Below are 24,446 nucleotides of genomic sequence, written 5' to 3' on the forward strand. Positions count from 1 at the left end.
GATGGCGTCATGGCCCGACTCATCGATCTCAGCCACAGCATCCGCGCGGGCCTCGTGACCTATCCCGGCCTGCCCGCACCCGAGATCCGTCCATTCCTCACTCGGCAGGACTCGAAAGCGAAGTACGCCGATGGCACCCAGTTCGCCATGGATGTCATCACCATGATCGGCAACACCGGCACCTACATCGACAGCCCGTTCCACCGCTTCGAGGGTGGGACTGATCTTGCCGGACTCGATCTCGAGACTCTCGTCGACCAGCCCGCCGAGATATTCCATTTGAGGGATACATCGATGCGCGGTATCGCGCGGGAGAGTTTCGGCGATCGAGATCTCGGTGCAAAGGCCGTGCTTCTCGACACCGGCTGGAGTCGCCTGTTCGGCACTGAGGCCTATGCTTCTGGCGCCCCCTTCCTCACCGCGGATGGCGCCGCCTACCTCGTAGCGCAGGGCGTGACGCTCGTCGGAATCGACTCTCTCAACATCGACGATGTCGAGTCGGGAGGGGAACGGCCCGCGCATTCGCTGTTGCTCGCGGCGGGAATCCACGTGGTCGAGCACCTGACCGAGCTCGACCAGTTGCCGGAGTCGGGGGCGACCGTGACGGTAGTGCCTCCGAAGATCGAGGGATTCGGCACCTTCCCGGTGAGAGCCTTCGCGCGAATCCCCTGAGTCGCGCCGGGCCGGGCGGTGTGGGTGATAATGGTCTGCCGTGCGGCATTTCGCCGCCGCGCCCTCCGATCTCGACGAAGCCGGATACCCCCGTCCATGGAACCAGTGAAGGTTCGCGCCCCCAGCATCCGCGATGTCGCGCGGATCGCCGGGGTGTCCTACCAGACGGTTTCGCGGGCGCTCAACAACTCCGAGAACATCCGTAGCTCCACCAAGGATCGCGTGCTCGAGGTGATCGAGCAACTCGGCTACCGACCGAACCAGGCCGCGCGCGCCCTGGTCACGAGTCGGTCGCGCACCATCGGGGTGCTCACCTCCCAGGTCGCCAATTACGGTCCGGCCACGAGCCTCGCCGCCATCGAGGATGCCGCCAGGGATGCGGGCTACCTCGTGACGACGACCAGCCTTGCGGCGACCGATTCGGAAGCCATCCACGATCGACTCGAATACCTGTTGAGCCAGGCCATCGAGGGACTGGTCGTCATCTCGCCCCAGATGCGCGTATTCAACGCGATTCGGGATCTGGACATCCGCCTTCCGCTCGTCACGCTCGACTCGACGGGTCGCGATGGCCAGCACAGCCTCTCCGTGGACCAGACCTCCGGGGCGCGGCTGGCCACCCGCCACCTCATCGAGCTCGGTCACCGCAAGATCCTGCACCTCGGTGGCCCCCAGGACTGGATCGAGGCCGAGGCGCGCATGACGGGTTTCCTCGACGAGCTGATCGAAGCGGATCTCGACGTGCGGGCCCCGATCCTCGGGGACTGGACCGCCGATTTCGGCTACACCGTCGGGCGGGAGCTCTCGCGATATCGGGACTTCTCCGCGGTGTTCGCCGCGAACGACCAGATGGCCCTCGGCCTGATCCACGCCTTCCGCGACGCCGGTCTCGATGTGCCGGGCGATATCAGCATCGTCGGTTTCGATGACGTGCCGGATGCCGCCCACTACTGGCCGCCGCTCACCACCGTGCGTCAGGATTTCGCCGAGATCGGTCGCCGCTCCGTCGCCATGCTGCTCGCGGAACTGAACGGCCAGTCCGGCCTCGGACACGAGCCGATCCTTCCCGAATTGATCGTGCGCGGTTCGACGGCCCCGCCCCGCTGGTAGTCGAGGGTGGCGCGGGCCATCGAGGAGCACTCTTTTGCGGCTCAGCGCGACTCGCGACCCGCAAAAGAGTGCAACTCGATGCCGGTGGGCTCGAGGCTCAGTGCGCCAGACGCCAGGGCGCAACGCGATGTGACCGCTCTCATTTCTTGATAACGGTTGCGTTAACTTCTTGACGACAAGACTCGGGATGATGCACTCTCGTAGTCATGCCTGCAACGATGCAACCCCTGCCGCGGGGTGCCCGGAATCCCGGATCGCAATCGGCGCTGCGCGAACTCAACCAGAAGCGCGTGATCGACACCCTCCTGGCAAGCGGTCCGCTCACCCAGGCGGAGTTGGCCAGGCAGACCGGACTCTCCACGGCGACTGTCTCGAACATCGTGAAGACCATGGCGGCGATCGGATCGATCGAGACCGAGCCGACGACCAGTTCCGGGCGTCGGGCGCTGCTCGTGCGCCTGTCCAACAACGGCGCTGTCGCGGTAGGAATCGACTTCGGGCGCCGGCATCTGCGCATCGTCCTCGCCAGTCTCGGGTTCACGGTCGTCGCGGAACAGTTCCTGGAGCTTCCACTCGGGCATCGAGCCGAAGAGAGCATCGATTGTGCGTCGCAACTGCTCGCCCGGATGCTCGAGGAACGCGACATCGCGCCCTCCGCGGTGCTCGGTGTCGGCGTGGGCATCCCCGGCCCGATCGACCAGCGCACCGGCACCGTCGTGCAGGGTGCGATCCTGCCGGAATGGGTGGGCATCCACCTGCAGGACCTCGAGAAACGCCTGCATTTTCCTGTGGTCTTCGACAATGACGCCAATCTGGGCGCCCTCGCCGAAGTGACCTGGGGGCCGCACAACACCGTGGACAACCTGGTCTTCGTCAAGATCGGCAGCGGTATCGGCGCCGGCCTGATCCTGAGTGGGCACCCGTTCTCCGGCAGCCTCGGCATCACCGGGGAGATCGGCCACGAGACCATCACCGACAACGGGGTCGTCTGCCATTGCGGCAACCGGGGATGCCTCGAGACGGTGGCCTCCACCTCGGTGATGATGGCGCTCCTCGGCACCCGGGCGCCGGTGACGACGGCCGACATCGTGCGAAACGCACTCTCGGGGGATGCCGCCACGCTCAGGGTGCTCGACGACGCGGGTGCCGCGATCGGGCGGGGCCTCGCGAGCATTGCGAACCTGATCAATCCGGAGGTGATCGTGATCGGCGGTCCGCTCGCCGGGCTCGGGTCGATCCTGCTCGCACCGATCGAACGAGGACTGCTGCGTCACGCTGTGCCGAGCGTCGGCGAGGCGACCGCTCTCGTGATGTCATCACTCGGCGATCGAGCGGAGGCCCTCGGTGCCGCATCCCTCGTTCTGCAGTCCCCGGGACTGCGGCGGGACTGATTGTTTCCGAGTCGTTACGTGTTCGTTGCGTTCACAACTTGACGACAAGCCCGCAAACAAGGTTTAGTCTGTTAGCGGGCAATTTCTTCCCCCTAACGAGACAAGGTAGTCCGGCGTGAAACCACAGGCGGCACTCGCAGTTGTGAACGTACACAACCCGCTCTTCCCAGCGATTTCGGTGGCCATTGCGGAGGTGCTCGATGGCGAATGAGCCGATCATCCTCGAGATGCGTTCGATCACCAAGGAATTCCCGGGCGTCAAGGCGCTGGACAAGGTTTCCCTCGTTGTCAAAGCAGGTGAGATCCATTCGATCTGTGGTGAGAACGGCGCCGGAAAGTCCACCCTCATGAAGGTGCTCTCCGGGGTGTACCCCTACGGCACCTACCAGGGCGACATCGTCTTCCAGGGTCACGAGTCGCGCTTCAAGGACATCGGGTCGAGCGAGGCGGCCGGCATCGTGATCATCCACCAGGAGCTCGCGCTGATCCCGGAGCTCTCGATCACCGAGAACATCTTCCTCGGCAACGAACCGCGCCGTTTCGGAGTCATCGACTGGGTGCAGGCGAAGAAGCGTGCGGTAGACCTCCTCGCCCGCGTCGGACTCGTGGACGACCCCGACACGCAGATCAAGAACCTCGGTGTCGGCAAGCAGCAGCTCGTGGAGATCGCGAAGGCGCTCGACAAGTCCGTCAAGCTGCTCATCCTCGACGAGCCGACCGCGGCGCTCAACGAGGCCGACTCCCAGCATCTCCTCGACCTCATCCTCGGGCTGAAGGGCCGGGGGATCTCGTCGATCATGATCTCGCACAAGCTCAACGAGATCGAGCAGATCTCCGACTCGATCACGATCATCCGTGACGGCAAGACCATCGAGACTCTCGACGTCAAAGCCGATGGCGTGGACGAAGATCGCATCATCCGCGGAATGGTCGGTCGCACTCTGGAGAACCGTTTCCCGGATCGCAATTCCGACATCGGCGAGGTGTTCTTCGAGGTGAAGAACTGGACGGTGCAGCATCCCCTCACCGCCGAGCGGATGGTCGTCAAGAACTCGAGCTTCGTCGTTCGCCGCGGCGAGGTGGTCGGGTTCGCCGGCCTCATGGGAGCCGGTCGCACCGAACTGGCGATGAGCCTGTTCGGCCGCTCGTACGGCACCTTCATCTCCGGCCAGGTCTTCAAGGACGGCAAAGAGATCCAGCTGCGGAACGTGAGCGAGGCCATCAAGAACGGGCTCGGCTACGTGAGCGAGGACCGCAAGGCTCTCGGGCTCAACCTGCTCGACGACATCCAGGATTCCGTCGTGTCAGCCAAGCTCTCCAAGATCGCGAAGCTCTCCGTCATCGACAAAGTCGAGGAACATCGTGTCGCCGAGGGCTACCGCAAGAGCCTGCGGATCAAGGCGCCGCGCGTAGACGAGGGTGTCAACAAGCTGTCCGGTGGAAACCAGCAGAAGGTCGTCTTGGCCAAGTGGATGTTCACCGACCCGGACCTCTTGATCCTCGACGAACCCACGCGCGGCATCGATGTCGGTGCGAAGACCGAGATCTACGGCATCATCCGTGACCTCGCCGCTTCCGGCAAAGGCATCATCCTCATCTCGTCCGAGCTGCCGGAACTGCTCGGCGTCTCGGATCGCATCTACACGATCTTCGAGGGCGCGATCACGAACAACATCAGCGCCGACGAAGCAAATCCCGAAACTCTCCTGAGAAGCATGACTTCCGCGAAGAAGAAAGTTAACAGCTAATGAGCGCTACTCCCGAAGCTCCACAGAAGAGCGGCTTCCAGCTGCGCGACCTCGGCAAGATGTTCGGTGGCTCGCAGGGAACCGGTCGCCAGATCGGCATCCTCGCGGCGCTCGTCGTCATCATCGTCTTCTTCCAGATCGCCACGGGTGGCCTCACGCTCAACCCGACCAACCTGATCAACCTGGTGAACCAGAACGCCTACGTTCTGATTCTCGCCATCGGCATGGTGATGGTCATCATCGCCGGTCACATCGACCTGTCCGTCGGATCCGTCGCCGCCTTCGTCGGCATCGTCGTAGCGACCGCCATGGTCAGCTGGCATTTTCCGCCGCTGCTCGCGTTCGTGCTCGGCCTCGCGATCGGCTTGGCGATCGGCGCGTGGCAGGGATGGTGGGTCGCCTACGTCGGAGTGCCCGCCTTCATCGTGACGCTCGCGGGCATGCTCATCTTCCGCGGGGCGAACCAGTTCTTCGGCAACTCCAACACCGTTACCGTGCCGGATTCCTTCACGGTGATCGGTGGCGGTTCGATTCCCGATTTCGGTCCGAACATCGGGTACAGCAATGGCACCCTGATCCTCGGCCTCCTCGTGATCGTGGCCCTCGTCTGGCAAGAGCTGCGCCAGCGACGCACCCAGTCGCTCATGGGTGCTGAGCCGGCCCCGGTCTGGGTCAGTGTCGTGAAGATCGTCATCCTGGTGGTCGTCGCCGGAGGTGCCACCTACCTCTTCGCCACCGGCCGCGTCGGCACGAGCTACCCGGTCTCGGGAATCATCCTCGGCGTGCTCGTGCTGATCTACTCCTTCATCACCCGCAACACCACCTTCGGCCGGCACATCTACGCGGTCGGTGGCAACTGGCACGCGGCAGAACTCTCCGGCGTGAAGATCAAGCGGATCAACTTCTGGGTCATTGCGAACATGTCGGTGCTCGCCTCGATCGCGGGAATGGTCGGTGTGGCCCGAGCCGGAGCATCGGGCCCCGGTGACGGAACCGGTTGGGAGCTGGACGCGATCGCCGCAGTCTTCATCGGTGGTGCAGCGGTCGCCGGTGGCATCGGCACGGTGGTCGGCTCGATCGTCGGTGGCCTCGTGATCGCCGTATTGAACAATGGGCTCCAGTTGCTCGGTGTCTCCAACGACCGGGTGCAGATCATCAAGGGCCTCGTGCTTCTGCTCGCGGTGGGCATCGATGTCTACAGCAAGCGGCAGGGCCGGCCATCCCTGATCGGCATGTTCGTTCGTGGCCCGAAGTCTTCCAGTGGCGGCACTCCTGCCTCCACCCCCATCGATCGCCCGGATATCGCACCAGGAGGCGAAAGCGCCGAGGCATCATCCCGCCCACAATCCACTACTCCGAACGCATAGCAGCGACGGCGTAGTCACCGGGGAAGACCCGTCTTCCCCACAGCAATCCCCCTGCACAACCACACAACTAAGAAAGTGATCACAATGCGCAAAATCGCAATCACGACTGTGGCAATCGCCGGAGTCGCACTGATGGCCCTCTCCGGCTGCTCGAGCCGCGGCACGGACGCCGCGTCATCGGGCTCCGCCGCGGGCTTCAAGGCCGGATCCGTCATTGGCGTCGCCCTCCCGGACAAGACCTCGGAGAACTGGGTCCTCGCCGGCAAGCTGTTCACCGACGACCTGACCAAGGCCGGCTTCAAGGCCGACGTGCAGTACGCCCCCTCGGCGAACACCGCCTCCGAGCAGGCAGCCCAGATCTCGACCATGAACACCAAGGGTGCCAAGGTCATCATCATCGGCGCATTCGATGGCAAGCAGCTCGGCTCACAGGTGAAGGCAGCCCACGACAACGGCGCCGTCGTCATCGCGTACGACCGTCTCATCCAGGACACCAAGGATGTCGACTACTACATCGCGTATGACAACGAGAAGGTCGGCGAGCTCCAGGGCCAGGCCCTCCTCGATGGCATGAAGGCACGCTTCCCGGACGCGAAGAACTACAACATCGAGCTGTTCTCGGGTGCATCCACCGACCCGAACGCGGCCGTGTTCTTCGGTGGCGCGATGAAGATCCTGCAGCCGAAGATCGATGATGGAACGCTCAAGGTCGTCTCCGGACAGACCGCGATCGCCCAGACGCAGACCACCGGATGGCTCGCCGCCAACGCGCAGACCCGCATGGACACCCTCCTCGCCGGCAACTACTCCGGCACGGTGCTGAACGGCGTTCTTTCGCCCAACGACACCCTGGGTCGCGCCATCATCACCTCGATCAAGGCCGCCGGCAAGGCGACCCCGGTCATGCCGGTTGTCACGGGCCAGGACTCGGAAGCCGCTTCCATCCCGCTGATCATGTCTGGTGAGCAGTACTCCACCATCAACAAGGACACGTCGAAGCTCGTCGCCCAGGCTGTCGCCATGGTGAAGGACCTCGCCGCAGGCAAGAAGGCGTCCACCAACGCCGACGCAACGGACAACGGCTCGGTCAAGGTTCCGACCTACTACCTGCCGCCGGAGCTCGTCACCAAGGACAACGCTGCACAGTCCTACGCGAACAACCCGACCCTCCTGGCGCTCGTCAACAAGTAGTCCGCCTCGATAGTCACGAGTCCGGCCCCCGCGGTTTCGCGGGGGCCGGACTTTTTCGTGCGCGCGGCCCGGGTGGCGCGTCATCCGGTTCGGGATACGAGTTCCATCATCGTGACCCTGTCGAGACCAGAGGCGCTTGCATTGCGGGGGAGCGAGGGGTTAGTCTCTTCAACAAATGTGATCGCTCACATTCCCTAAAATGTGATCGCTAACATTCTTTCGATACTGAGCCGTTCCCCAGCTCGACAAAGGAGTCCCTGAGGTGAGTTCCCCCACGCCCGTCCGCGTAGCAGAGCAGTACGTCATCGGCATCGACTTCGGCACTCTTTCCGGTCGTGCCGTAGTGGTGCGCGTCTCGGATGGTGCGGAGCTCGGCACCGGCACGCACGACTATCCTCACGCGGTCATGGACACCGTTCTGGCATCGAGCGGTGCGGTTCTCCCTCCGGACTGGGCGCTGCAGGTGCCGGCTGACTACGTCGAGGTGCTCAAGGTCGCCGTGCCGGCCGCCATCGCGGCATCCGGAATCGACCCAGCGCTCGTCATCGGCGTCGGCACCGACTTCACGGCGAGCACACCCCTGCCGGTAATCGCCGACGGCACACCCCTCAACGAACTTCCGGAGTATGCGGACCGCCCTCACGCCTACGTGAAGCTGTGGAAGCATCACGCCGCACAAGCGCAGGCCGACCGCATCAACGAGCTCGCGGCTTCCCGCGGCGAAAGCTGGCTTCCGCGCTACGGCGGGCTCATCTCGAGCGAGTGGGAGTTCGCCAAGGGGCTCCAGCTTCTCGAAGAGGATCCGGAAGCCTATGAGCGGATGGAGCACTGGGTCGAGGCGGCCGACTGGATCGTCTGGCAGCTGACCGGCCACTACATCCGAAACGCCTGCACCGCCGGGTACAAGGGCATCCTGCAGGATGGTGCGTACCCGAGTCGCGACTTCCTCGGCGCCCTCAATCCGGCCTTCGCCGGCTTCGCCGAGGACAAGGTCGCGCACGAGATCGGCCAGCTCGGGGCATCCGCTGGCACCCTGTCGAAGCGGGCGGCGGAATGGACCGGCCTGCCCGAAGGCATCGCGGTGGCCGTCGGCAATGTCGACGCGCACGTGACGGCTCCCGCCGCGCAGGCCGTCGAGCCCGGCCAGATGCTCGCCATCATGGGCACTTCAACGTGCCACGTGATGAACTCCGATGTGCTCACCGAAGTCCCGGGGATGTGCGGTGTGGTCGACGGCGGCATCGTCTCCGGGCTCTACGGCTACGAGGCCGGCCAGTCCGGAGTCGGCGATATCTTCGCCTGGTACGTGAAGAACCAGGTGCCCGGCAGCTACCGGGCGGCGGCGGATGCGGCGGGCCAGGGCATCCACGAATACCTCACCGATCTCGTCAAGGACCAGCCGGTCGGCGGCCACGGCCTCGTCGCACTCGACTGGCAGAGCGGCAACCGCTCGGTCCTGGTCGATCACGAACTCAGCGGGCTGGTTCTCGGCACCACCCTCACCACGCGGCCGGAGGAGATCTACCGCGCGCTCTTCGAGGCGACGGCCTTCGGCACCCGCACGATCGTGGAGACCTTTGCCGCGAGCGGAGTGCCGGTCACTGAATTCATCGTGGCCGGAGGGCTTCTGCGCAATGCCTTCCTCATGCAGGTCTACAGCGACGTGCTTCGGATGCCGATCTCGATCATCGCGAGCGAGCAAGGGCCTGCGCTCGGCTCGGCCATCCATGCCGCAGTCGCGGCGGGAGCCTACGCGGATGTGCTCGCAGCGGGCCGGGCGATGGGCAAGGTCGATCGCGCGGTCTACACGCCCGACTCCGCTGCGGCTGACGCCTACGACCTGCTCTTCGCCGAGTACGCGACCCTGCACGACTACTTCGGTCGTGGGGGGAACGGTGTGATGCACCGGCTCAAGGCGATCAAGCGGGAGGCCGCTGGTCGAGTAGCGAGCGCCAGCGAGCGTATCGAGACCGGTGCAGGCGCATGACCGCCACCCGGGAGGCCATCGACACGGTCCGCGCCGATGTCGCGAAGCTGCACGAACTGCTCGTGCGCTACAACCTCGTGATCTGGACCGGCGGCAACATCTCCGGGCGGGTACCGGGCGCCGAACTCTTCGTCATCAAACCGAGCGGTGTGGAGTACGACGCCCTCACGCCGGCGAATATGATCCTCTGCGACCTCGACGGCACCGTCATCGAGGGATCGCATTCGCCCTCGAGCGACACCGCGGCGCACGCCTACGTGTACCGGAACATGCCCGAGGTGAACGGTGTGGTGCACACCCACTCCACCTACGCCACGGCGTGGGCCGCGCGAGGCGAGGCGATCCCCTGCGTCATCACCGGGCAGGCCGACGAGTTCGGCGGCGAGATCCCGGTCGGCCCCTTCGCGATCATCGGTGACGAGTCGATCGGTGAAGGCATCGTCGAGACCCTCACCGGTCATCGATCGCGCGCGGTACTCATGCAGAACCACGGCGTCTTCACCATCGGCTCGAGCCCGCGCGACGCCGTCAAGGCCGCCGTCATGGCCGAGGATGTGGCGCGCACCACACACATCGCCCGGCAGCTCGGCGAGGTCATCCCCATTCCGCAACAGAGCATCGACGCGCTGTTCGACCGCTATCAGAACGTCTACGGACAGAAGGACACCGAATGAGCCGCTCGATAGTCCCCGATCTCGCCTCCTCCGAGATCTGGTTTCTCACCGGGAGCCAAGGGCTCTACGGGGAGGAGACCCTCGCCCAGGTTGCGAGCCAGTCGCAGGAGATCGCCGCGGCTCTCGGAGCGGCCACCGACATCCCGGTGACCATCGTCTGGAAGCCGGTGCTCACCGACTCGGAGTCGATCCGACGGATGGCTCTCGAAGCGAACGCGGCAGACGGTGTCATCGGCGTGATCGCCTGGATGCACACCTTCAGCCCCGCGAAGATGTGGATCACCGGACTTGACCTGCTGCGCAAGCCGCTGTTGCACCTGCACACGCAAGCCAACGTGGAGCTGCCCTGGGCAACGATCGACATGGACTTCATGAATCTCAACCAGGCCGCCCACGGCGACCGGGAGTTCGGATACATCCAGACCCGGCTCGGAGTGGCGCGCAAGACCGTGGTCGGCCACGTGTCGAACCCGCAGGTCACGGCGAGGATCGGCACCTGGACTCGCGCCGCCGCCGGCTGGGCGGCCACCCACGAGCTCAAGCTCGCCCGCTTCGGCGACAACATGCGATTCGTCGCCGTCACGGAGGGCGACAAGACCGAGGCCGAACTGCAGTTCGGGGTGCAGGTGAACACCTGGGGGGTGGGCGATCTGGTGGCGGCCGTGGACGCGGCATCCGAATCCGACATCGACGCCCTCGTCGCCGAATACGCAGAGCTCTATGAAGTCGCCTCGGAACTTCTGCCCGGTGCGGAGAAGCACGATTCGCTCCGCTACGGTGCCCGCATCGAGCTCGGACTGCGATCCTTCCTCGAAGCCGGAGGGTTCAGTGCTTTCACCACCAGCTTCGAAGACCTCGGCGGGCTGCGCCAGCTACCCGGACTCGCTGTGCAGCGGTTGATGGCCGACGGCTACGGCTTCGGAGCGGAAGGCGACTGGAAGACCGCGGTGCTCGTGCGCGCGGCGAAGGTGATGGGTGCCGGGCTTCCCGGTGGCGCCTCACTCATGGAGGACTACACCTACGACCTGACCCCGGGACAGGAGCTGATCCTCGGTGCCCACATGCTCGAGGTCTGCCCGTCGCTCACCACCTCGAAGCCGCGACTCGAGGTGCATCCGCTCGGCATCGGCGGTCGCGAAGATCCGGTTCGCCTCGTCTTCGATGCGGATGCGGGACCTGCGGTCGTGGTCGCACTCAGTGACATGCGTGACCGCTTCCGGCTCGTGGCCAATGTCGTGGAGGTCGTCGATCTGCCGCATCCGCTTCCGCAGCTGCCGGTCGCCCGCGCCGTGTGGAGGCCAGAACCGGACTTCGCCACGAGCGCCGCCGCCTGGCTGACCGCCGGAGCGGCCCACCACACCGTGATGTCGACGGCCCTCGGTCTCGAGGTGTTCGAGGATTTCGCCGAGATCGCCAAGAACGAACTCGTGGTGATCGACAAGAACACGAACCTGCGCGACTTCGCGCGCGAACTGCGCTGGAACCAGGCCTACTACCGACTGGCTCAGCGGCTGTAGCAACAAGACGTGCCGACCGCCATCCCGGCGGTTCGGCGGGGATCGGGCCGACTTGGGCGGGCCGGATTCTGAAGGCACCACCCCTGACAATGACGTCCAACAAATAAATCGAAAGGCAATCACAGTGAAGGCTAAAAAGATTCTCATCGGCATCGCCGCCGTCGGGCTCGCATTCTCTCTCGCCGCCTGCTCCGGCGGCCGTGGAGGCACCAGCGGCTCATCCTCATCGGGAAGCAGCAAGGGTGCCCTCATCGGCGTCGCCATGCCGACCAAGACATCCGAGCGCTGGATCAAGGATGGCGACGCCATCAAGTCCGACCTCGAGAAGCTCGGCTACAAGGTCGACCTCGAATACGGTGACGACAAGATCCCGCAGCAGGTGCAGCAGATCAGCAACATGCTGACCAAGGGCGCGAAGGTCCTCATCATCGCGTCGATCGATGGAACGGCACTGAGCGACCAGCTGGACCAGGCCGCGAAGTCCGGCGTGAAGGTCATCGCCTACGACCGCCTCATCAACGGCAACAAGAATGTCGACTACTACACCACCTTCGACAACTACAAGGTCGGCGTCGACCAGGCGACGAGCCTGCTCACGGGCCTCGGAGTGGTCGACAAGGACGGCAAGGACACCGGAAAGAAGGGCCCGTTCAACATCGAGCTCTTCGCCGGCAGCCCCGACGACAACAACGCGACGTTCTTCTTCAACGGTGCGATGGACACGCTCAAGAAGTACATCGACGACGGAACCCTCGTCGTCAAGAGCGGCCAGACCGGATTCACCCAGGTAGCGACCCTTCGCTGGGACCCGGCCACGGCACAGAAGCGCATGCAGAACCTGATCGCGAGCACCTACTCTGGCGGTGACAAGGTGCAGGGCATCCTGTCGCCGTACGACGGCCTCTCGATCGGAATCATCTCCGCTCTCACCTCGTCGGGTTACGCCACCGACGCTCTCCCGATCATCACCGGACAGGACGCGGAGGCAGCATCGGTCAAGTCGATCATCGCCAGCCAGCAGTACTCCACCATCTACAAGGACACCCGCAAGCTGGGCAACGAAGCCGTGAAGATGGCGGATGACCTGCTCAACGGCAAGACGCCAGAGGTCAACGACACCAAGAGCTACAACAACAAGGTCAAGGTAGTTCCGACGTTCCTCTTCCAGCCCACCGTGGTCACGAAGGAGAACTACAAGTCGGTTCTCGTCGACAGCGGCTACTACACGGAGGCGGACCTCCAGTAGGTTCGTCCCGCCCCGGGGGTGGCGTCGGCCTTCCGGCGTCACCCCCGGACCCCCTATTCCTCGTCGCTGTCAACGCAGAAAGAAGCATCGGTGACCACCAACATCCTCGAGATGCGCAACATCACGAAGACCTTCCCCGGCGTCAAGGCGCTGCAGGATGTCTCGATCGGCGTGCAACGCGGCCACATCCACGCGATCTGCGGGGAGAACGGCGCCGGCAAGTCCACGCTGATGAAAGTACTCAGCGGCGTCTACCCGCACGGCAGCTATGACGGCGACATCGTCTTCGAGAACGAGACCGTCGCCTTCCGGAACATCAACGATTCCGAAGCCGCGGGCGTCGTCATCATCCATCAGGAGCTGGCACTCAGCCCGTACCTGTCGATCGCGGAGAACATCTTCCTCGGCAACGAGCAGCAGACCGGCGGCTGGATCGATTGGAACAAGACGAACCTCGAGGCGGGGAAACTGCTCGCGAGGGTCGGTCTCAAAGACAATCCCATCACCAAGATCCGGGACATCGGCGTGGGAAAGCAGCAGCTCGTGGAGATCGCTAAGGCGCTCTCCAAGGAGGTGAAGCTCCTCATTCTCGACGAGCCGACGGCGGCCCTCAACGACGAGGATTCGGCGCACCTGCTCGACCTGATCAAGCACCTCCAGGGTCAGGGCATCACGTCGATCATCATCAGCCACAAGCTCAACGAGATCAAGGCGATCGCCGACGAGGTGACGATCATCCGCGACGGCAAGACGATCGAGACGCTCGACATGCATGCCGATGAGGTGACGGAGGAGCGCATCATCAAGCTCATGGTCGGGCGCGACCTCGAGAGCCGGTTCCCCGCACACACGCCGAAGATCGGCGAGGAGCTGTTGCGCATCGAGAACTGGACCGTTCACCATCCCCTCGACCATGAACGAGCAGTGGTGAAAGAAGCCAATCTCTTCGTTCGTGCGGGAGAGATCGTGGGGATAGCCGGGCTCATGGGAGCGGGGCGGACCGAGCTCGCGATGAGCGTCTTCGGCAAGAGCTACGGCTACAACATCTCCGGCACCGTCTACAAGAGCGGCAAGAAGATCGATACCACGACGGTCTCCGCTGCGATCGCCAATGGCATCGCCTACGCCACCGAAGATCGCCAGGTCTACGGCCTCAACCTCATCGACGACATCAAGCGCAATATCTCGGGCGCCGCCCTCAACCTGCTCTCCCGCCGGGGCTGGATCGATGAGAACAGAGAGATCGTGGTGGCCGAGGGCTTCCGCAAGAGCATGAACATCAAGGCGCCGAACGTCGAGGTGCTCACGGGAAAGCTGTCGGGGGGAAACCAGCAGAAGGTCGTGCTCTCCAAGTGGATGTATTCGAACCCCGACGTGCTGATCCTCGATGAGCCGACCCGGGGGATCGACGTCGGTGCGAAATACGAGATCTACGGCATCATCAACGCGCTCGCCGACGAAGGCAAGGGAGTGATCGTGATCTCCTCGGAGCTGCCAGAACTCCTCGGCATCTGCGACCGTATCTACGCCCTCTCGGAGGGACGAATCACCGCGGATCTGCCGCGCGAAGAAGCGACCGCAGAACGCGTCATGCAACTCATGACCCAGGAAAGGGAGAAGGACCACGAATGAGTGACCTGACCAAGAAACCAGTCGCACAGAAGAGCGCCTTCGCGTCGGCGACGACCTATCTCGCCAGCCAGCTGCGCCAGATCGGACTGTTCATCGCCCTGATCGTCATCGTGATCTTCTTCGAGATCACCACCGCGGGGATCACCCTTAAGCCGATCAACGTCTCCAACCTGATCGTTCAGAACAGCTACATCCTGATCCTGGCGATCGGCATGGTGATGGTGATCATCGCCGGGCATATCGACCTCTCCGTCGGCTCTGTCGTCGCTTTCGTCGGAGCGATGGCGGGGGTGATGATCACCCAGTGGCATATTCCGTGGGGGATCGCCATCGTGCTCTGCCTCATCGTCGGTGCCCTGGTGGGCATGTGGCAGGGATTCTGGATCGCCTATTTCCGGATACCGGCCTTCATCGTGACCCTCGCGGGAATGCTCACCTTTCGTGGCCTCACTCAGATCGCCCTCGGTAACGCGCAGATCTCACCGTTCCCCGACGGCTTCCGGGCCCTCGGCTCCGGCTTCCTGCCGGATCTCGGTGGGGGCGTCAGCTTTCTGGAGCCGCTCACCGTCGGTATCGGCATCCTGGCCACGCTGTTGGTCATCGCCCAGGGCATCCGCCAGCGTGCCGCGCGCCGCAAGTTCGCGGTCGAGGATGAGCCGCTGCCCTGGTTCATCGCGAAGCTGGTCTTCACCTCTGCACTCATCCTCCTGATCAGCTACCTCCTCGCCAGTTACAACGGGACGCCGATCGTGCTCATCGTGCTCGGTCTGCTGGTCGTCATCTACTCGGCGGTGATGGCCCGGAGCGTCTTCGGCCGCCATATCTACGCGATCGGTGGCAATCTCAATGCCGCGGCGCTATCGGGGATCAAGACCCAGCGGGTCACCTTCCTGCTGTTCGTGAACATGGGTGTGCTCTCTGCGCTCGCCGGACTCGTCTTCACCGCCCAGTTGAACCTGGCGAACCCGAAGGCCGGTGACGGATTCGAGCTCGATGCCATCGCGGCCGTCTTCATCGGTGGAGCGGCAGTAACGGGAGGAATCGGAACGGTGACCGGGGCGATCGTCGGTGGCCTCATCATCGGGATCCTCAACAACGGTATGTCGATTCTCGGCGTCGGGTCCGAGTTCCAACAGCTGATCAAGGGACTCGTACTTCTCGCTGCCGTTGCGTTCGACGTGTACAACAAGCGTCGCAACGGTGGTCGGTGACGCAGCAGCAAGGCTCACAGGGAGGCTGATCGTCGGGAAGCCGGCGATCAGCTAGCCTCAGTTTCGTGGCGAACATCATGGAGGTCGCGCGCCTCGCGGGCGTCTCCCACCAGACCGTGTCGAGGGTGCTCAACAACGAGAACACGGTGCGCCCGCAGACGCGGGCAAAGGTGGAGGCCGCGATCCGGGAGCTGCGCTATCGACCGAGCTCCGTTGCCCGGGCGCTCGCGACCCGCAAGACCCACACGCTGGGTCTCGTGAGCACCGGCAATCCGCTCTACGGTCCCGCGAGCATCGCACTGGCTTTCAACGGGGCGGCGCGTGAGGCCGGCTACCAGGTCATCACCGCGAGCATGGCCGAAGCCGGTCGGGAGGAGATCCTGCAGGCCATCGACGTGTTGCTGAGACAGCAGGTCGAAGCGATAGTGCTCGTCGCTTCCGACCACTCCTCGATCGAGGCGATCGACGGACTCGAGCTCGACATCCCTCTCGTGACGGCGGACTCGAGCGGACACGGCAGCTTCCCCAGCGTATCGATCGACCAATTCTGCGGCGCCGAACTGGCAACCGCCTATCTCGCAGACCTCGGCCACCGCGACATCCTGCACCTGGCTGGTCCTGAGGGATCACTCGACGCCCGCGAGCGCGAGCGCGGCTGGAGGAGCGAGCTGGCGAGTCGGGGACTTCCGGTGCACGAACCCCTGCACGGTGACTGGACTGCCGACAGCGGACGGGCCATCGGCGAGCACCTCATCGCGGCGGGAATGACCTCCGCGATCTTCGTCTCCAATGACCAGATGACGCTCGGCCTGCTTCATGCGCTGGATGACCACGGCATCGCCGTGCCCGCGGAGGTGAGCATCGTCGGCTTCGACGACATTCCAGAGGCCGCCCACTTTTCGCCCCCGCTCTCCACGATCCGTCAGGACTTCACCGAGCTCGGTCGGCGGATCATGGGCACGGTGTCGTCCGTGCTGGACGGGCGAGTGCTCACCGATCCGGTGAAGACCGCTCCCCATCTGGTCGAGCGCGAATCGGCCGTTCGGCTCTGACGTTCGGTGCAGTCAACGCCCGGCCAGGGAACCACCGATCCCGCCGACGCTGAAGTACTTGTTCAGGACGGCGAAAAGGAGCACCGGCGGCAGCATCATCACCACTGCAACGGCCATCACGAGGCCCCAGTTGGTCTGATTCTGCTGGAAGAACGTCTGCAGGCCGATCTGGAGGGTGTAATTCTCGTCGGACCGCAGGAACACGACCGCGACCAGGTAGTCGTTCCACGCGAGGAGAAAGGCGAAGATCGCGGTGGAGAGCACGCCCGGCAGCGAGTTGCGCAGCACGATGCGCGTGAAGCTGCCGAACACCGAGCATCCATCCATCCAGGCTGCCTCTTCGAGGGTGATCGGGATGGAGTCGAAGTAGGCGGCCATCATCCAGATCGCCACGGACATGGTCGAGCCGACATAGATGATCGTGACGCCGACCAGGTTGTCGACGAGGCCGATCTGGGCGAACAGGATGAAGAGGGGGATGACCGCGGTGACCACCGGCAGCGACTGGACGATGAACAGGATGAGCGAGTAGCCGGAGACGAGCCTGCTGCGCCCCCGGGAGAGCACGTAGCCGGCCGGCGCAGCGACCGTCACCGAGATCACTACCGTGACGATGGTGACGAGAAGGCTGTTGGCGAGCCAGGTGCCGACGGAGGTCTCGCTGAAGATCTTGCCGAAGTTCTCGAGTGTGACTCCGCGCGCGGTGCTGCCGAGCGAGGGTTCGAGGGAGAGGAGCACGACTGCGACGATCGGCACGAGCACGATGGCGCAGATGACGAGGATCAGAACGAATCGCCACCACTTGCCCCGCTCCTGGGCCTGGCTCAGGGTGCGGCGTTTGATCGGTCGCGCGGTCGTCTTGAATCGCCCGACCAACGCGGCACTTGAGGTTTCGACGCTCATTCGATGTTCACCTTTCGGATCTGGCGGTACAGCACCGTGGCGATGATCACGAGCACGATGGTCATCATGAACGCGATCGCAACCCCCGGTCCGGTCTGGAAGTTCTGGAAGACGGTCGAATATGCCAGCACCACGAGGGTCTGGGTGGAATTGACCGGGCCGCCGCCGGTGAGCAGGAAGATGCTCGGGAAGTCATTGACGCAGAAGATGGTCATGAGGATCCAGCTGATGTAGGTCGAGCGGGAGATCATCGGGAGGGTGATCCGACCGAAGGTCTGGAACGCGGACGCGCCGTCGACCTTGGATGCCTCGTAGACGTTGACGTCGACGGAGGCCAGGGCCGAAGACATCATCATCATCATGAAGGGGAAGCTGATCCATACCTTGAAGACGCAGACCGTCACCTGCGCGAGTAGCGGATCGGCGAGGAACAGCACATTCCCGAGGCCGAGCGCCTGGGCGAGAACCGGGAGGGGCGACTGCGGGGTTGCCACCAGCCAGTTCCAGGACGTGGCCGAGACGACGACCGGGACGACCCAGGGCAGCAGAAGCAACACCTTGAAGACGCCACCGGCCGGAATGCGGGTGCGAAGCAACAGAGCCAACCCGAGCCCGATTGCCCAACTGCCGAACACCCCGACGAGCGTGAAGACGACGGTGAATCCAGCGGCGTGAAAGAAGGCCGGGGTCTGCACCATGGCGATGTAGTTGTTCAGGCCGACGAAATCGCCCGCGCTGAGCAGGTCGCCGTTGCGAAGCGACTGCAGGCCCGCGTAGATGACCGGGTACAGGTTCAACAGCACCAGAAGAATCAACGACGGCAGAACGAAGAAGACGAAAGCCCGCGAGTGGGTGAACCGTCTTCTGCGTTCGCGCACGCTGGCCGGTTTGCCCGACCCGGCGTTGCCCACGCCGCTCCGCGCCTTCTTGAGCGCTCCGATCACGGACTCGGTCGTCATGTACTTCTCCTTTGAAGGTGGTCGAGGTGCAAAAGGGTGGGTCCGACTCGCGTCGGACCCACCCGAAGCCGGCGTTACTTCATGAGGCCTTCCATCGAGGTCTGCAGTGCCGTGAGAGCGGCCTTCGAAGTCGTGTTGCCGCCGAGGATCGACTGCGCGAAGGTGATCATCGGAGCGGTCCCATCGACGGTGTTCGCGATGTTGTAGAACAGGCCGGATCCGCCGGGTGCGGCCCAGGTCTGGAAGATCGGCTGCCATTCCTTGATGATCTTCACGTTGTTCGGGTCCGCCTGGAACTCAGGGGTTTCGGAGATGGACTTGAGCGGCGGCAGGCCGATGCCCGTCTTCTTCGTCCACAGATCCTTCATGTTCTGGTAGTAGTACGTGAGAAACGCCTCGGAACCCTCCTGGCTCGGAGTGTTCTTATACATCATGATGTTGTTCGGAAAGTACAGGCCGCCCTTCTTGCCGCTCGGGCTGGTGAGCGGGCTGCCGACCACGAGGTCGCCCGCGACATCGCCGACAGCTCCCGCCGCGAGACCCGCGCCGTCCCATCCGAATCCGAATTTCTTGGCCTTCCACTGCGACTGCACGTTCGCACTCGTGTAGGTGGCGGATGCCGGGTCGCTGTAGCCGCTCTTCACGAGGTCGAGCACGAAGTCCATGGCCTCGATGTTCTCGGGAGTGACACAGTCGGGCTTCTTGTCAGCGTTGAAGAGTCCGCCGCCGTTGTTGATCATGAATGCCGTGAGGATGTGGCTGCCGGTGAAGCTGCCGGCTCCGGATCCGAGGCCGAAGCCGTAGACACCGTTCTTCTTGAGCGCCGCACAGACGTTCCGGTAGGAATCCCAGTCCGTCGGCGATTCGACGCCCGCCTCCTGCATCAGCGTCTTGTTGTACCAGGAGATCCGCACGTCGAGGTTGTACGGCACCGCCGCGTAGCCCTTGTCGGTCTTCAGCGTGTCAACGAGGCCGTCGAAGAAGTCGTCATAGATGCCGTTCTTCTTCCAGCTGTCGATGAGGTTGTCGGCGTAGGCGATCTTGCCCTGCTCGGCGAATTGGAACGCCTGCGTGCCACCGCCGGAGCTCACTGCCGGCCCCGTGTTGGAGGCCACAGCCGAGGAGAAGGTCTGGGTGAAGTTCGCCCACTGGATCTCTTGGTAGGTCGCGGCGCCCATGCCGCTCTTCGGCTTGTAGGCGAGGGTGATCTTCTTGTCGAGCGGATTGAACTCGGTGCCGCCCCACGGCATGTTCCAGAACTTGATCGCCTTCGCGGAACCCCCGGATCCGCCTCCTGTCGAGCACGCGGCCAGGGCGGCGGTCGCTGCCACGCCGCCGGCAATTCCGAGGAACCCCCGCCTCGAGAAGGAAGAACCTGTGGATTGTGACGCCATGACAGTTTCCTTTCCAGCCGCCGTCGCCAATGGCGGCGGCCATGATTCGTCTTTGGATGCATGTGTCGCTCTATGTGTGAAAAGGTTTCGTGCTGCGACGGTGTCAGTATTCAATGCTTCTCGAACGTTGTCAACAGATGACGAGGGAGTAGGGGGCGCATTTCTCGCCGCAGGATGACCTCGGATGACCGCTACCATGAGCGCATGAGTCAGCTAAAGGTTTCGCCGGGTCGCGCCACGCTCGCGGAGATCGCGCGGGATGCATCCGTGTCGATGTCCACGGTGTCGAAGGTGCTCAACGGCAGGGCCGGCGTCTCGGATGCCGTGCGGGAAAGAATCGAAGGGCTTCTGCACACGGCCGGCTACAGTCGGCGTGGCAGCTCTCACGAGCAGGGCAAGCTCATCGAGCTCGTCTTCGACAACATCGACAGCGAGTGGTCCCTCCAGATCATCCGCGGGGTCGAGGCGGTCGCGCGGGAGAACGGGCTCAGCGTGATCCTGACCGAGAGTGGTAGTCACCTGTTGGTGGCGCCGGACTGGATCGACGGGATTCTGCGACGGCAGCCGGTGGGTGTCGTCCTGCTCTTCTCGAACCTGTCCGTCGACCACAAGCGGCAGCTGGCAACCCGTAATATCCCGTTCGTCGTGCTCGATCCGGCCGGGGATCCCGATCCGGACGTGTCGTCGGTGGGCTCTGGCAACTGGTCGGGAGGCCTCGCGGCGACCCGCCACCTCGTCGAGTTGGGCCATCGCCGGATCGCCCTGGTCAGCGGTCCGCAGGAGATGCTGTGCTCGCGAGCGCGGCTGTCCGGCTATCGTTCTGGGCTGGAGGAGGCGGGGATTCCGTTCGATCCGACGCTGATCGACGGTGGGCGGTTCCACTACGAGGATGGTGTCGCCGCCGGCATGAGGCTCCTCACGCTGCCGGATCGGCCAACCGCGATCTTCGCGGGCAACGACCTCCAGGCCTTCGGGGTCTACGAGGCCGCACGCCTTCTCGGACTCGTGGTGCCGGATGACATCTCCGTCGTCGGCTTCGACGATGTGCCCAGCGCCAGTTGGATGGGGCCGAAGCTCACGACCGTACGCCAACCGCTGATCGAGATGGCCGAGCAGGCGACGCGCCTTGTGCTCGCGCTACGCGACGATCCGCACCGCAAGCTCGTGCGCATCGACCTCGCGACGAGCCTCGTGGTGCGAGAGAGCACGGCTCCACCCAAGGCGTGATTCGGCCCATCCATGGCGACATATTTCGGTATCCTCAGAGAAAACTTGCGTTGATCATCGCGACCGGGATAACGTGTCGACACACGCACAACGGCGGGCCAGGTGGTCGTCGCCGAACGGATGAAGGAGTCTGCGGAGATGAGTCGACCCCCCTTCGGTGTGGCGCTCGTCGGATACGGATTCATGGGGGCCGCCCATTCCCAGGCGTGGCGCGTCGCACCCCGATTCTTCGACCTTCCGGTCGAGCCGCGGATGTCGGTGCTCGTCGGCCGTGACCTCGCGCGCGTCGAAGCGGCCGCGGAACAGTTCGGCTGGGCCGAGTCGGAGACTGACTGGCGCAGGGTGATCGAGCGCGACGACATCGATCTCGTCGACATCTGCAGCCCGGGTGCCACACATGTCGAGATCGCGATAGCGGCCCTCGAGGCCGGAAAGCATGTGCTCTGCGAAAAGCCCCTGGCCAACACCGTGGGCGAAGCAGAGCGGATGGCCGCTGCCGCCCGCCGAGCTGCGGAGCGCGGCGTCTACGCCATGGTCGGGTTCAGTTATCGGCGGGTGCCCGCCATCACCTTCGCCCGCGACCTGGTCGCGGCAGGCAAGATCGGCGAGCTCAGGCAGGTGCGCGCGCTCTACCTCCAGGACTGGTTGGTCGACGCGGAAGGTCCGATGACGTGGCGGCTCGACAAGGACCTTGGGGGTTCCGGGTCCCTCGGAGACATCGGGGCGCACGCGATCGACGCCGTCCAGTTCGTCACGGGTCGGCGGGTGCAGGGCGTCAGCGGCATTCTGCAGACTCTCGTGAGCGAACGGCCGCTGCTCGGCGAATCGATCGGGCTCAGCGGCACTGCCTCTCAGGAAAGGGGACCGGTGACCGTGGACGATGTGGCGCTGTTCACCGGCAGGCTCGAGGGCGGCGTTCTCGGTTCCTTCGAAGCCACGAGATACGCGACCGGGCGCAAGAACGCGTTCCGTCTCGAGTTCAGTGGATCGCTCGGCGCGATCGCGTTCGACCTCGAACGGATGAACGAACTCGAGTTCTACGACGGCACCGACCCGGTGGGCCTGCGCGGCTTTCGCCGCATCCTCGTGACCGAGCCCGAGCATCCGTACATGGCGGCGTGGTGGCCGACCGGGCACGGCATCGGCTATGAACACCCCTTCTCCCACCAGGTGAGGGACCTGCTCGTCGACATCGCAGCGGGCATCCAGCCGCGACCATCCTTCGACGACGGGTTGCAGGTGCAGCGGGTACTCGAGGCGGTCGAGGCGAGTTCGGCGAGCGGGAGCTCCTGGATCGCCGTTGACGACGGTCCCGAAACGCAGAGACAGTGAGCGGCAATCGCCCTCCGAGGAGGAGAACTCGATGACATCGGCAACACCACCGGCGCGCAACGCCCTGATCGTGCGAGGCGGATGGGACGGACATCAGCCCGTCGAGACCACCGACTCGATGATCCCCTTTCTCGAGCGCAACGGGTTCACGGTGCGCGTCGAGGAATCACCTGCCGTCTACACGGATGCGGAATATCTCGCGACAGTCGACCTGATCCTGCAGATCAACACCATGGCCTCCATCACGAAGGACGAATTCGCCGGGCTCCAGGCTGCCGTCCTGAACGGCACCGGGATGGGCGGTTGGCATGGCGGCATCGCGGACTCCTATCGCGACAACGCCGACTACCTGCACATGATCGGGGGACAGTTCGCGCATCATGCCGGCAAGGATCCGGCCGACCGCACCGGAGAGCAGTCCGACAACTACATTCCCTATACCGTGCACATCACCGACCTGGGGCGCTCACATCCCATCACCCGCGGAATCGAGGACTTCGATCTGGTGACCGAGCAGTACTGGGTGCTGAGCGACGAATACAACGACGTGCTGGCAACGACGACCCAGTCCGTTCGTCCCTGGGATGCGTGGAATCGACCTGTCACCGCGCCCGCCATCTGGACAAGGCAATGGGGCAAGGGGCGCATCTTCGTCTCGGCGCCCGGTCATCGGCTCGAGGTTCTCGACGACCCGAACGTTCGAACGATTGTGGAGAGAGGCTTACTGTGGGCGGCACGCTGAAGGTCGGAATCATCGGGGTGGGCACGATCAGTGCCCAGTATTTCGCGGAGTTCCCGAAGCTGGAGGGGCTGCATCTCGTGGCGGTCGCAGACGTCAACGAGGCTCGGGCACGGGAGGTGGCGGCTGATCAGGGCGTGGAGGCGCTGAGCGTGGACGCGTTGCTCGCGGACCCGCTAATCGACGCGGTGCTGAACCTCACCATTCCCGCGGCGCACGTGGACATCGCGACACGGGCGCTCCTGGCGGGCAAGCACGTCTACGGCGAAAAGCCCCTGGCGCTGGATCCTGCCGAGGCGGCGCCCATGCTCGAACTCGCTCGCGAGCGGGGCCTGCGTGTGGGCAGCGCGCCGGACACCGTGCTCGGCACGGGCGTGCAGACGGCGCGGGCGCTGTTGGACTCCGGATCCGTCGGCGATGCTGTCGCCGCGGCGGTGCACTGGAGCTCACCGGGTCACGAGCTCTGGCATCCGGCGCCCCGGTTCTACTATCAGCCCGGGGGTGGGCCACTGTTCGATATGGCCCCGTACTACCTCACGACTCTCGTCACGTTGTTGGGGCCGGTGATCCGGGTGTCCGGGGTCGCGACACGATCGGGCCGGGATCGGACGATCGCCTCGGGCGGTGACGCCGGCGGCAGCATCCCCGTCGACGTCGAGACCCATGTCAGTGCGATTCTGGAGCACGCGAGCGGAGTGACATCCACAGTGACGGTGAGCTTCGAGGTGTGGGCGTCGCGGGCACCACTGTTCGAGGTCTATGGAACGAGGGGCACCATCGCGGTACCCGATCCCAACCGCTTCTCCGACCCCGTGGAGGTCTGGACGGTGGAGACCCCGGAATGGACAGAGGTGCCCGTTTCAGCGGGATATGCGGATGCCGGCCGCGGTGTCGGGCTCGCCGACCTCGCGCGTGCCATCGAGACCGATCGCCCCCACCGGGCATCCGGGGAGCTGGCGTTCCACGTGCTCGAAATCATGGATGCGGTGCTTCGCGCGGCGAGCGAACACCGGGTGATAGCGCTGACCAGCACCGTCGACCGACCGGAACCGTTGCCAGCCGGAGCCACCCCGAACAGCTGGTGAGGGTTGCCG

20 protein-coding genes are annotated in these 24,446 nt (G+C 64.3%); 17 read left to right on the forward strand and 3 right to left on the reverse strand.

Annotation, left to right across the window (positions count from 1 at the left end; translation table 11 throughout):
- Window positions 1-9 precede the first annotated feature (9 nt).
- From VLI63_RS13355 to VLI63_RS13415, 13 genes are all read left to right on the forward strand, one after another.
- Window positions 10-672 (forward strand): cyclase family protein, encoded by a 663-nt coding sequence (locus VLI63_RS13355; RefSeq protein ID WP_409157334.1) that lies wholly within the window; start codon window positions 10-12, stop codon window positions 670-672.
- Between the two features lie 96 nt (window positions 673-768).
- Entirely contained in the window at window positions 769-1,782 is a 1,014-nt protein-coding gene (locus VLI63_RS13360) for a LacI family DNA-binding transcriptional regulator (RefSeq protein ID WP_409157335.1), read from the forward strand.
- Window positions 1,783-1,988: 206 nt separating this feature from the next.
- Entirely contained in the window at window positions 1,989-3,173 is a 1,185-nt protein-coding gene (locus tag VLI63_RS13365) for an ROK family transcriptional regulator (protein ID WP_409157337.1), read from the forward strand.
- Window positions 3,174-3,373: 200 nt separating this feature from the next.
- The gene (gene mmsA, locus VLI63_RS13370; protein WP_409157339.1) at window positions 3,374-4,921 is read left to right on the forward strand and encodes a multiple monosaccharide ABC transporter ATP-binding protein; all 1,548 of its coding nucleotides are present in this window, start codon (window positions 3,374-3,376) and stop codon (window positions 4,919-4,921) included.
- A complete protein-coding gene (mmsB, locus tag VLI63_RS13375) occupies window positions 4,921-6,288 on the forward strand; it encodes a multiple monosaccharide ABC transporter permease (protein ID WP_409157340.1) in 1,368 nt (455 codons plus the stop codon). The genes mmsA (VLI63_RS13370) and mmsB (VLI63_RS13375) overlap by 1 nt, the downstream gene beginning before the upstream one ends.
- Window positions 6,289-6,372: 84 nt before the next feature.
- Window positions 6,373-7,479 (forward strand): substrate-binding domain-containing protein, encoded by a 1,107-nt coding sequence (locus VLI63_RS13380; protein ID WP_409157341.1) that lies wholly within the window; start codon window positions 6,373-6,375, stop codon window positions 7,477-7,479.
- Window positions 7,480-7,741: 262 nt separating this feature from the next.
- Window positions 7,742-9,466, forward strand: a complete 1,725-nt coding sequence (gene araB, locus VLI63_RS13385) for a ribulokinase (protein ID WP_409157343.1) — start codon at window positions 7,742-7,744, stop codon at window positions 9,464-9,466.
- Entirely contained in the window at window positions 9,463-10,140 is a 678-nt protein-coding gene (locus VLI63_RS13390) for an L-ribulose-5-phosphate 4-epimerase (protein WP_409157345.1), read from the forward strand. Before araB ends, VLI63_RS13390 begins: the two co-directional genes overlap by 4 nt.
- Window positions 10,137-11,657, forward strand: coding sequence for an L-arabinose isomerase (araA, locus tag VLI63_RS13395; RefSeq protein WP_409157346.1), 1,521 nt, complete (start codon window positions 10,137-10,139; stop codon window positions 11,655-11,657). Before VLI63_RS13390 ends, araA begins: the two co-directional genes overlap by 4 nt.
- Before the next feature lie 124 nt (window positions 11,658-11,781).
- On the forward strand, window positions 11,782-12,903 hold the full coding sequence (chvE, locus tag VLI63_RS13400; RefSeq protein WP_409157348.1) for a multiple monosaccharide ABC transporter substrate-binding protein: 1,122 nt from the start codon (window positions 11,782-11,784) through the stop codon (window positions 12,901-12,903).
- A gap of 90 nt (window positions 12,904-12,993) precedes the next feature.
- Window positions 12,994-14,535 (forward strand): multiple monosaccharide ABC transporter ATP-binding protein, encoded by a 1,542-nt coding sequence (gene mmsA / locus VLI63_RS13405; RefSeq protein WP_409157349.1) that lies wholly within the window; start codon window positions 12,994-12,996, stop codon window positions 14,533-14,535.
- A complete protein-coding gene (gene mmsB / locus VLI63_RS13410) occupies window positions 14,532-15,746 on the forward strand; it encodes a multiple monosaccharide ABC transporter permease (RefSeq protein WP_409157351.1) in 1,215 nt (404 codons plus the stop codon). The genes mmsA (VLI63_RS13405) and mmsB (VLI63_RS13410) overlap by 4 nt, the downstream gene beginning before the upstream one ends.
- Before the next feature lie 65 nt (window positions 15,747-15,811).
- On the forward strand, window positions 15,812-16,798 hold the full coding sequence (locus VLI63_RS13415; RefSeq protein WP_409157352.1) for a LacI family DNA-binding transcriptional regulator: 987 nt from the start codon (window positions 15,812-15,814) through the stop codon (window positions 16,796-16,798).
- A 12-nt stretch (window positions 16,799-16,810) separates the two neighbouring features.
- Here VLI63_RS13415 and VLI63_RS13420 read toward each other — a convergent pair whose 3' ends face one another.
- From VLI63_RS13420 to VLI63_RS13430, 3 genes are all read right to left on the reverse strand, one after another.
- Window positions 16,811-17,701, reverse strand: coding sequence for a carbohydrate ABC transporter permease (locus VLI63_RS13420; RefSeq protein WP_409157354.1), 891 nt, complete (start codon window positions 17,699-17,701; stop codon window positions 16,811-16,813).
- The gene (locus tag VLI63_RS13425; RefSeq protein WP_409157356.1) at window positions 17,698-18,660 is read right to left on the reverse strand and encodes a carbohydrate ABC transporter permease; all 963 of its coding nucleotides are present in this window, start codon (window positions 18,658-18,660) and stop codon (window positions 17,698-17,700) included. The genes VLI63_RS13420 and VLI63_RS13425 overlap by 4 nt, the downstream gene beginning before the upstream one ends.
- Before the next feature lie 74 nt (window positions 18,661-18,734).
- A complete protein-coding gene (locus VLI63_RS13430; RefSeq protein WP_409157357.1) occupies window positions 18,735-20,054 on the reverse strand; it encodes an ABC transporter substrate-binding protein in 1,320 nt (439 codons plus the stop codon).
- Window positions 20,055-20,258: 204 nt separating this feature from the next.
- On the opposite strand from VLI63_RS13430, the gene VLI63_RS13435 reads away from it, so the two are divergent.
- From VLI63_RS13435 to VLI63_RS13450, 4 genes are all read left to right on the forward strand, one after another.
- Window positions 20,259-21,281, forward strand: coding sequence for a LacI family DNA-binding transcriptional regulator (locus VLI63_RS13435; protein ID WP_409157359.1), 1,023 nt, complete (start codon window positions 20,259-20,261; stop codon window positions 21,279-21,281).
- Between the two features lie 138 nt (window positions 21,282-21,419).
- The gene (locus VLI63_RS13440; protein WP_409157360.1) at window positions 21,420-22,613 is read left to right on the forward strand and encodes a Gfo/Idh/MocA family protein; all 1,194 of its coding nucleotides are present in this window, start codon (window positions 21,420-21,422) and stop codon (window positions 22,611-22,613) included.
- Between the two features lie 31 nt (window positions 22,614-22,644).
- On the forward strand, window positions 22,645-23,355 hold the full coding sequence (locus VLI63_RS13445; protein WP_409157362.1) for a ThuA domain-containing protein: 711 nt from the start codon (window positions 22,645-22,647) through the stop codon (window positions 23,353-23,355).
- The gene (locus tag VLI63_RS13450) at window positions 23,340-24,437 is read left to right on the forward strand and encodes a Gfo/Idh/MocA family protein (protein ID WP_409157363.1); all 1,098 of its coding nucleotides are present in this window, start codon (window positions 23,340-23,342) and stop codon (window positions 24,435-24,437) included. Before VLI63_RS13445 ends, VLI63_RS13450 begins: the two co-directional genes overlap by 16 nt.
- The last annotated feature ends 9 nt before the right edge of the window (window positions 24,438-24,446 follow it).

The organism is Lacisediminihabitans sp. H27-G8, assembly GCF_046156175.1.
Taxonomy (GTDB): Bacteria; Actinomycetota; Actinomycetes; order Actinomycetales; family Microbacteriaceae; genus Lacisediminihabitans.

Coding starts and splice junctions, on each gene's coding strand:
- araA (WP_409157346.1), top strand. CDS start 10,137: ATGAGCCGCTCGATAGTCCCCGATCTCGCCTCCTCCGAGATCTGGTTT.
- VLI63_RS13365 (WP_409157337.1), top strand. CDS start 1,989: ATGCCTGCAACGATGCAACCCCTGCCGCGGGGTGCCCGGAATCCCGGA.
- VLI63_RS13390 (WP_409157345.1), top strand. CDS start 9,463: ATGACCGCCACCCGGGAGGCCATCGACACGGTCCGCGCCGATGTCGCG.
- VLI63_RS13355 (WP_409157334.1), top strand. CDS start 10: ATGGCCCGACTCATCGATCTCAGCCACAGCATCCGCGCGGGCCTCGTG.
- VLI63_RS13360 (WP_409157335.1), top strand. CDS start 769: ATGGAACCAGTGAAGGTTCGCGCCCCCAGCATCCGCGATGTCGCGCGG.
- VLI63_RS13435 (WP_409157359.1), top strand. CDS start 20,259: ATGAGTCAGCTAAAGGTTTCGCCGGGTCGCGCCACGCTCGCGGAGATC.
- VLI63_RS13425 (WP_409157356.1), bottom strand. CDS start 18,660: ATGACGACCGAGTCCGTGATCGGAGCGCTCAAGAAGGCGCGGAGCGGC.
- VLI63_RS13430 (WP_409157357.1), bottom strand. CDS start 20,054: ATGGCGTCACAATCCACAGGTTCTTCCTTCTCGAGGCGGGGGTTCCTC.
- VLI63_RS13380 (WP_409157341.1), top strand. CDS start 6,373: ATGCGCAAAATCGCAATCACGACTGTGGCAATCGCCGGAGTCGCACTG.
- mmsB (WP_409157340.1), top strand. CDS start 4,921: ATGAGCGCTACTCCCGAAGCTCCACAGAAGAGCGGCTTCCAGCTGCGC.
- mmsB (WP_409157351.1), top strand. CDS start 14,532: ATGAGTGACCTGACCAAGAAACCAGTCGCACAGAAGAGCGCCTTCGCG.
- VLI63_RS13445 (WP_409157362.1), top strand. CDS start 22,645: ATGACATCGGCAACACCACCGGCGCGCAACGCCCTGATCGTGCGAGGC.
- mmsA (WP_409157339.1), top strand. CDS start 3,374: ATGGCGAATGAGCCGATCATCCTCGAGATGCGTTCGATCACCAAGGAA.
- VLI63_RS13440 (WP_409157360.1), top strand. CDS start 21,420: ATGAGTCGACCCCCCTTCGGTGTGGCGCTCGTCGGATACGGATTCATG.
- VLI63_RS13420 (WP_409157354.1), bottom strand. CDS start 17,701: ATGAGCGTCGAAACCTCAAGTGCCGCGTTGGTCGGGCGATTCAAGACG.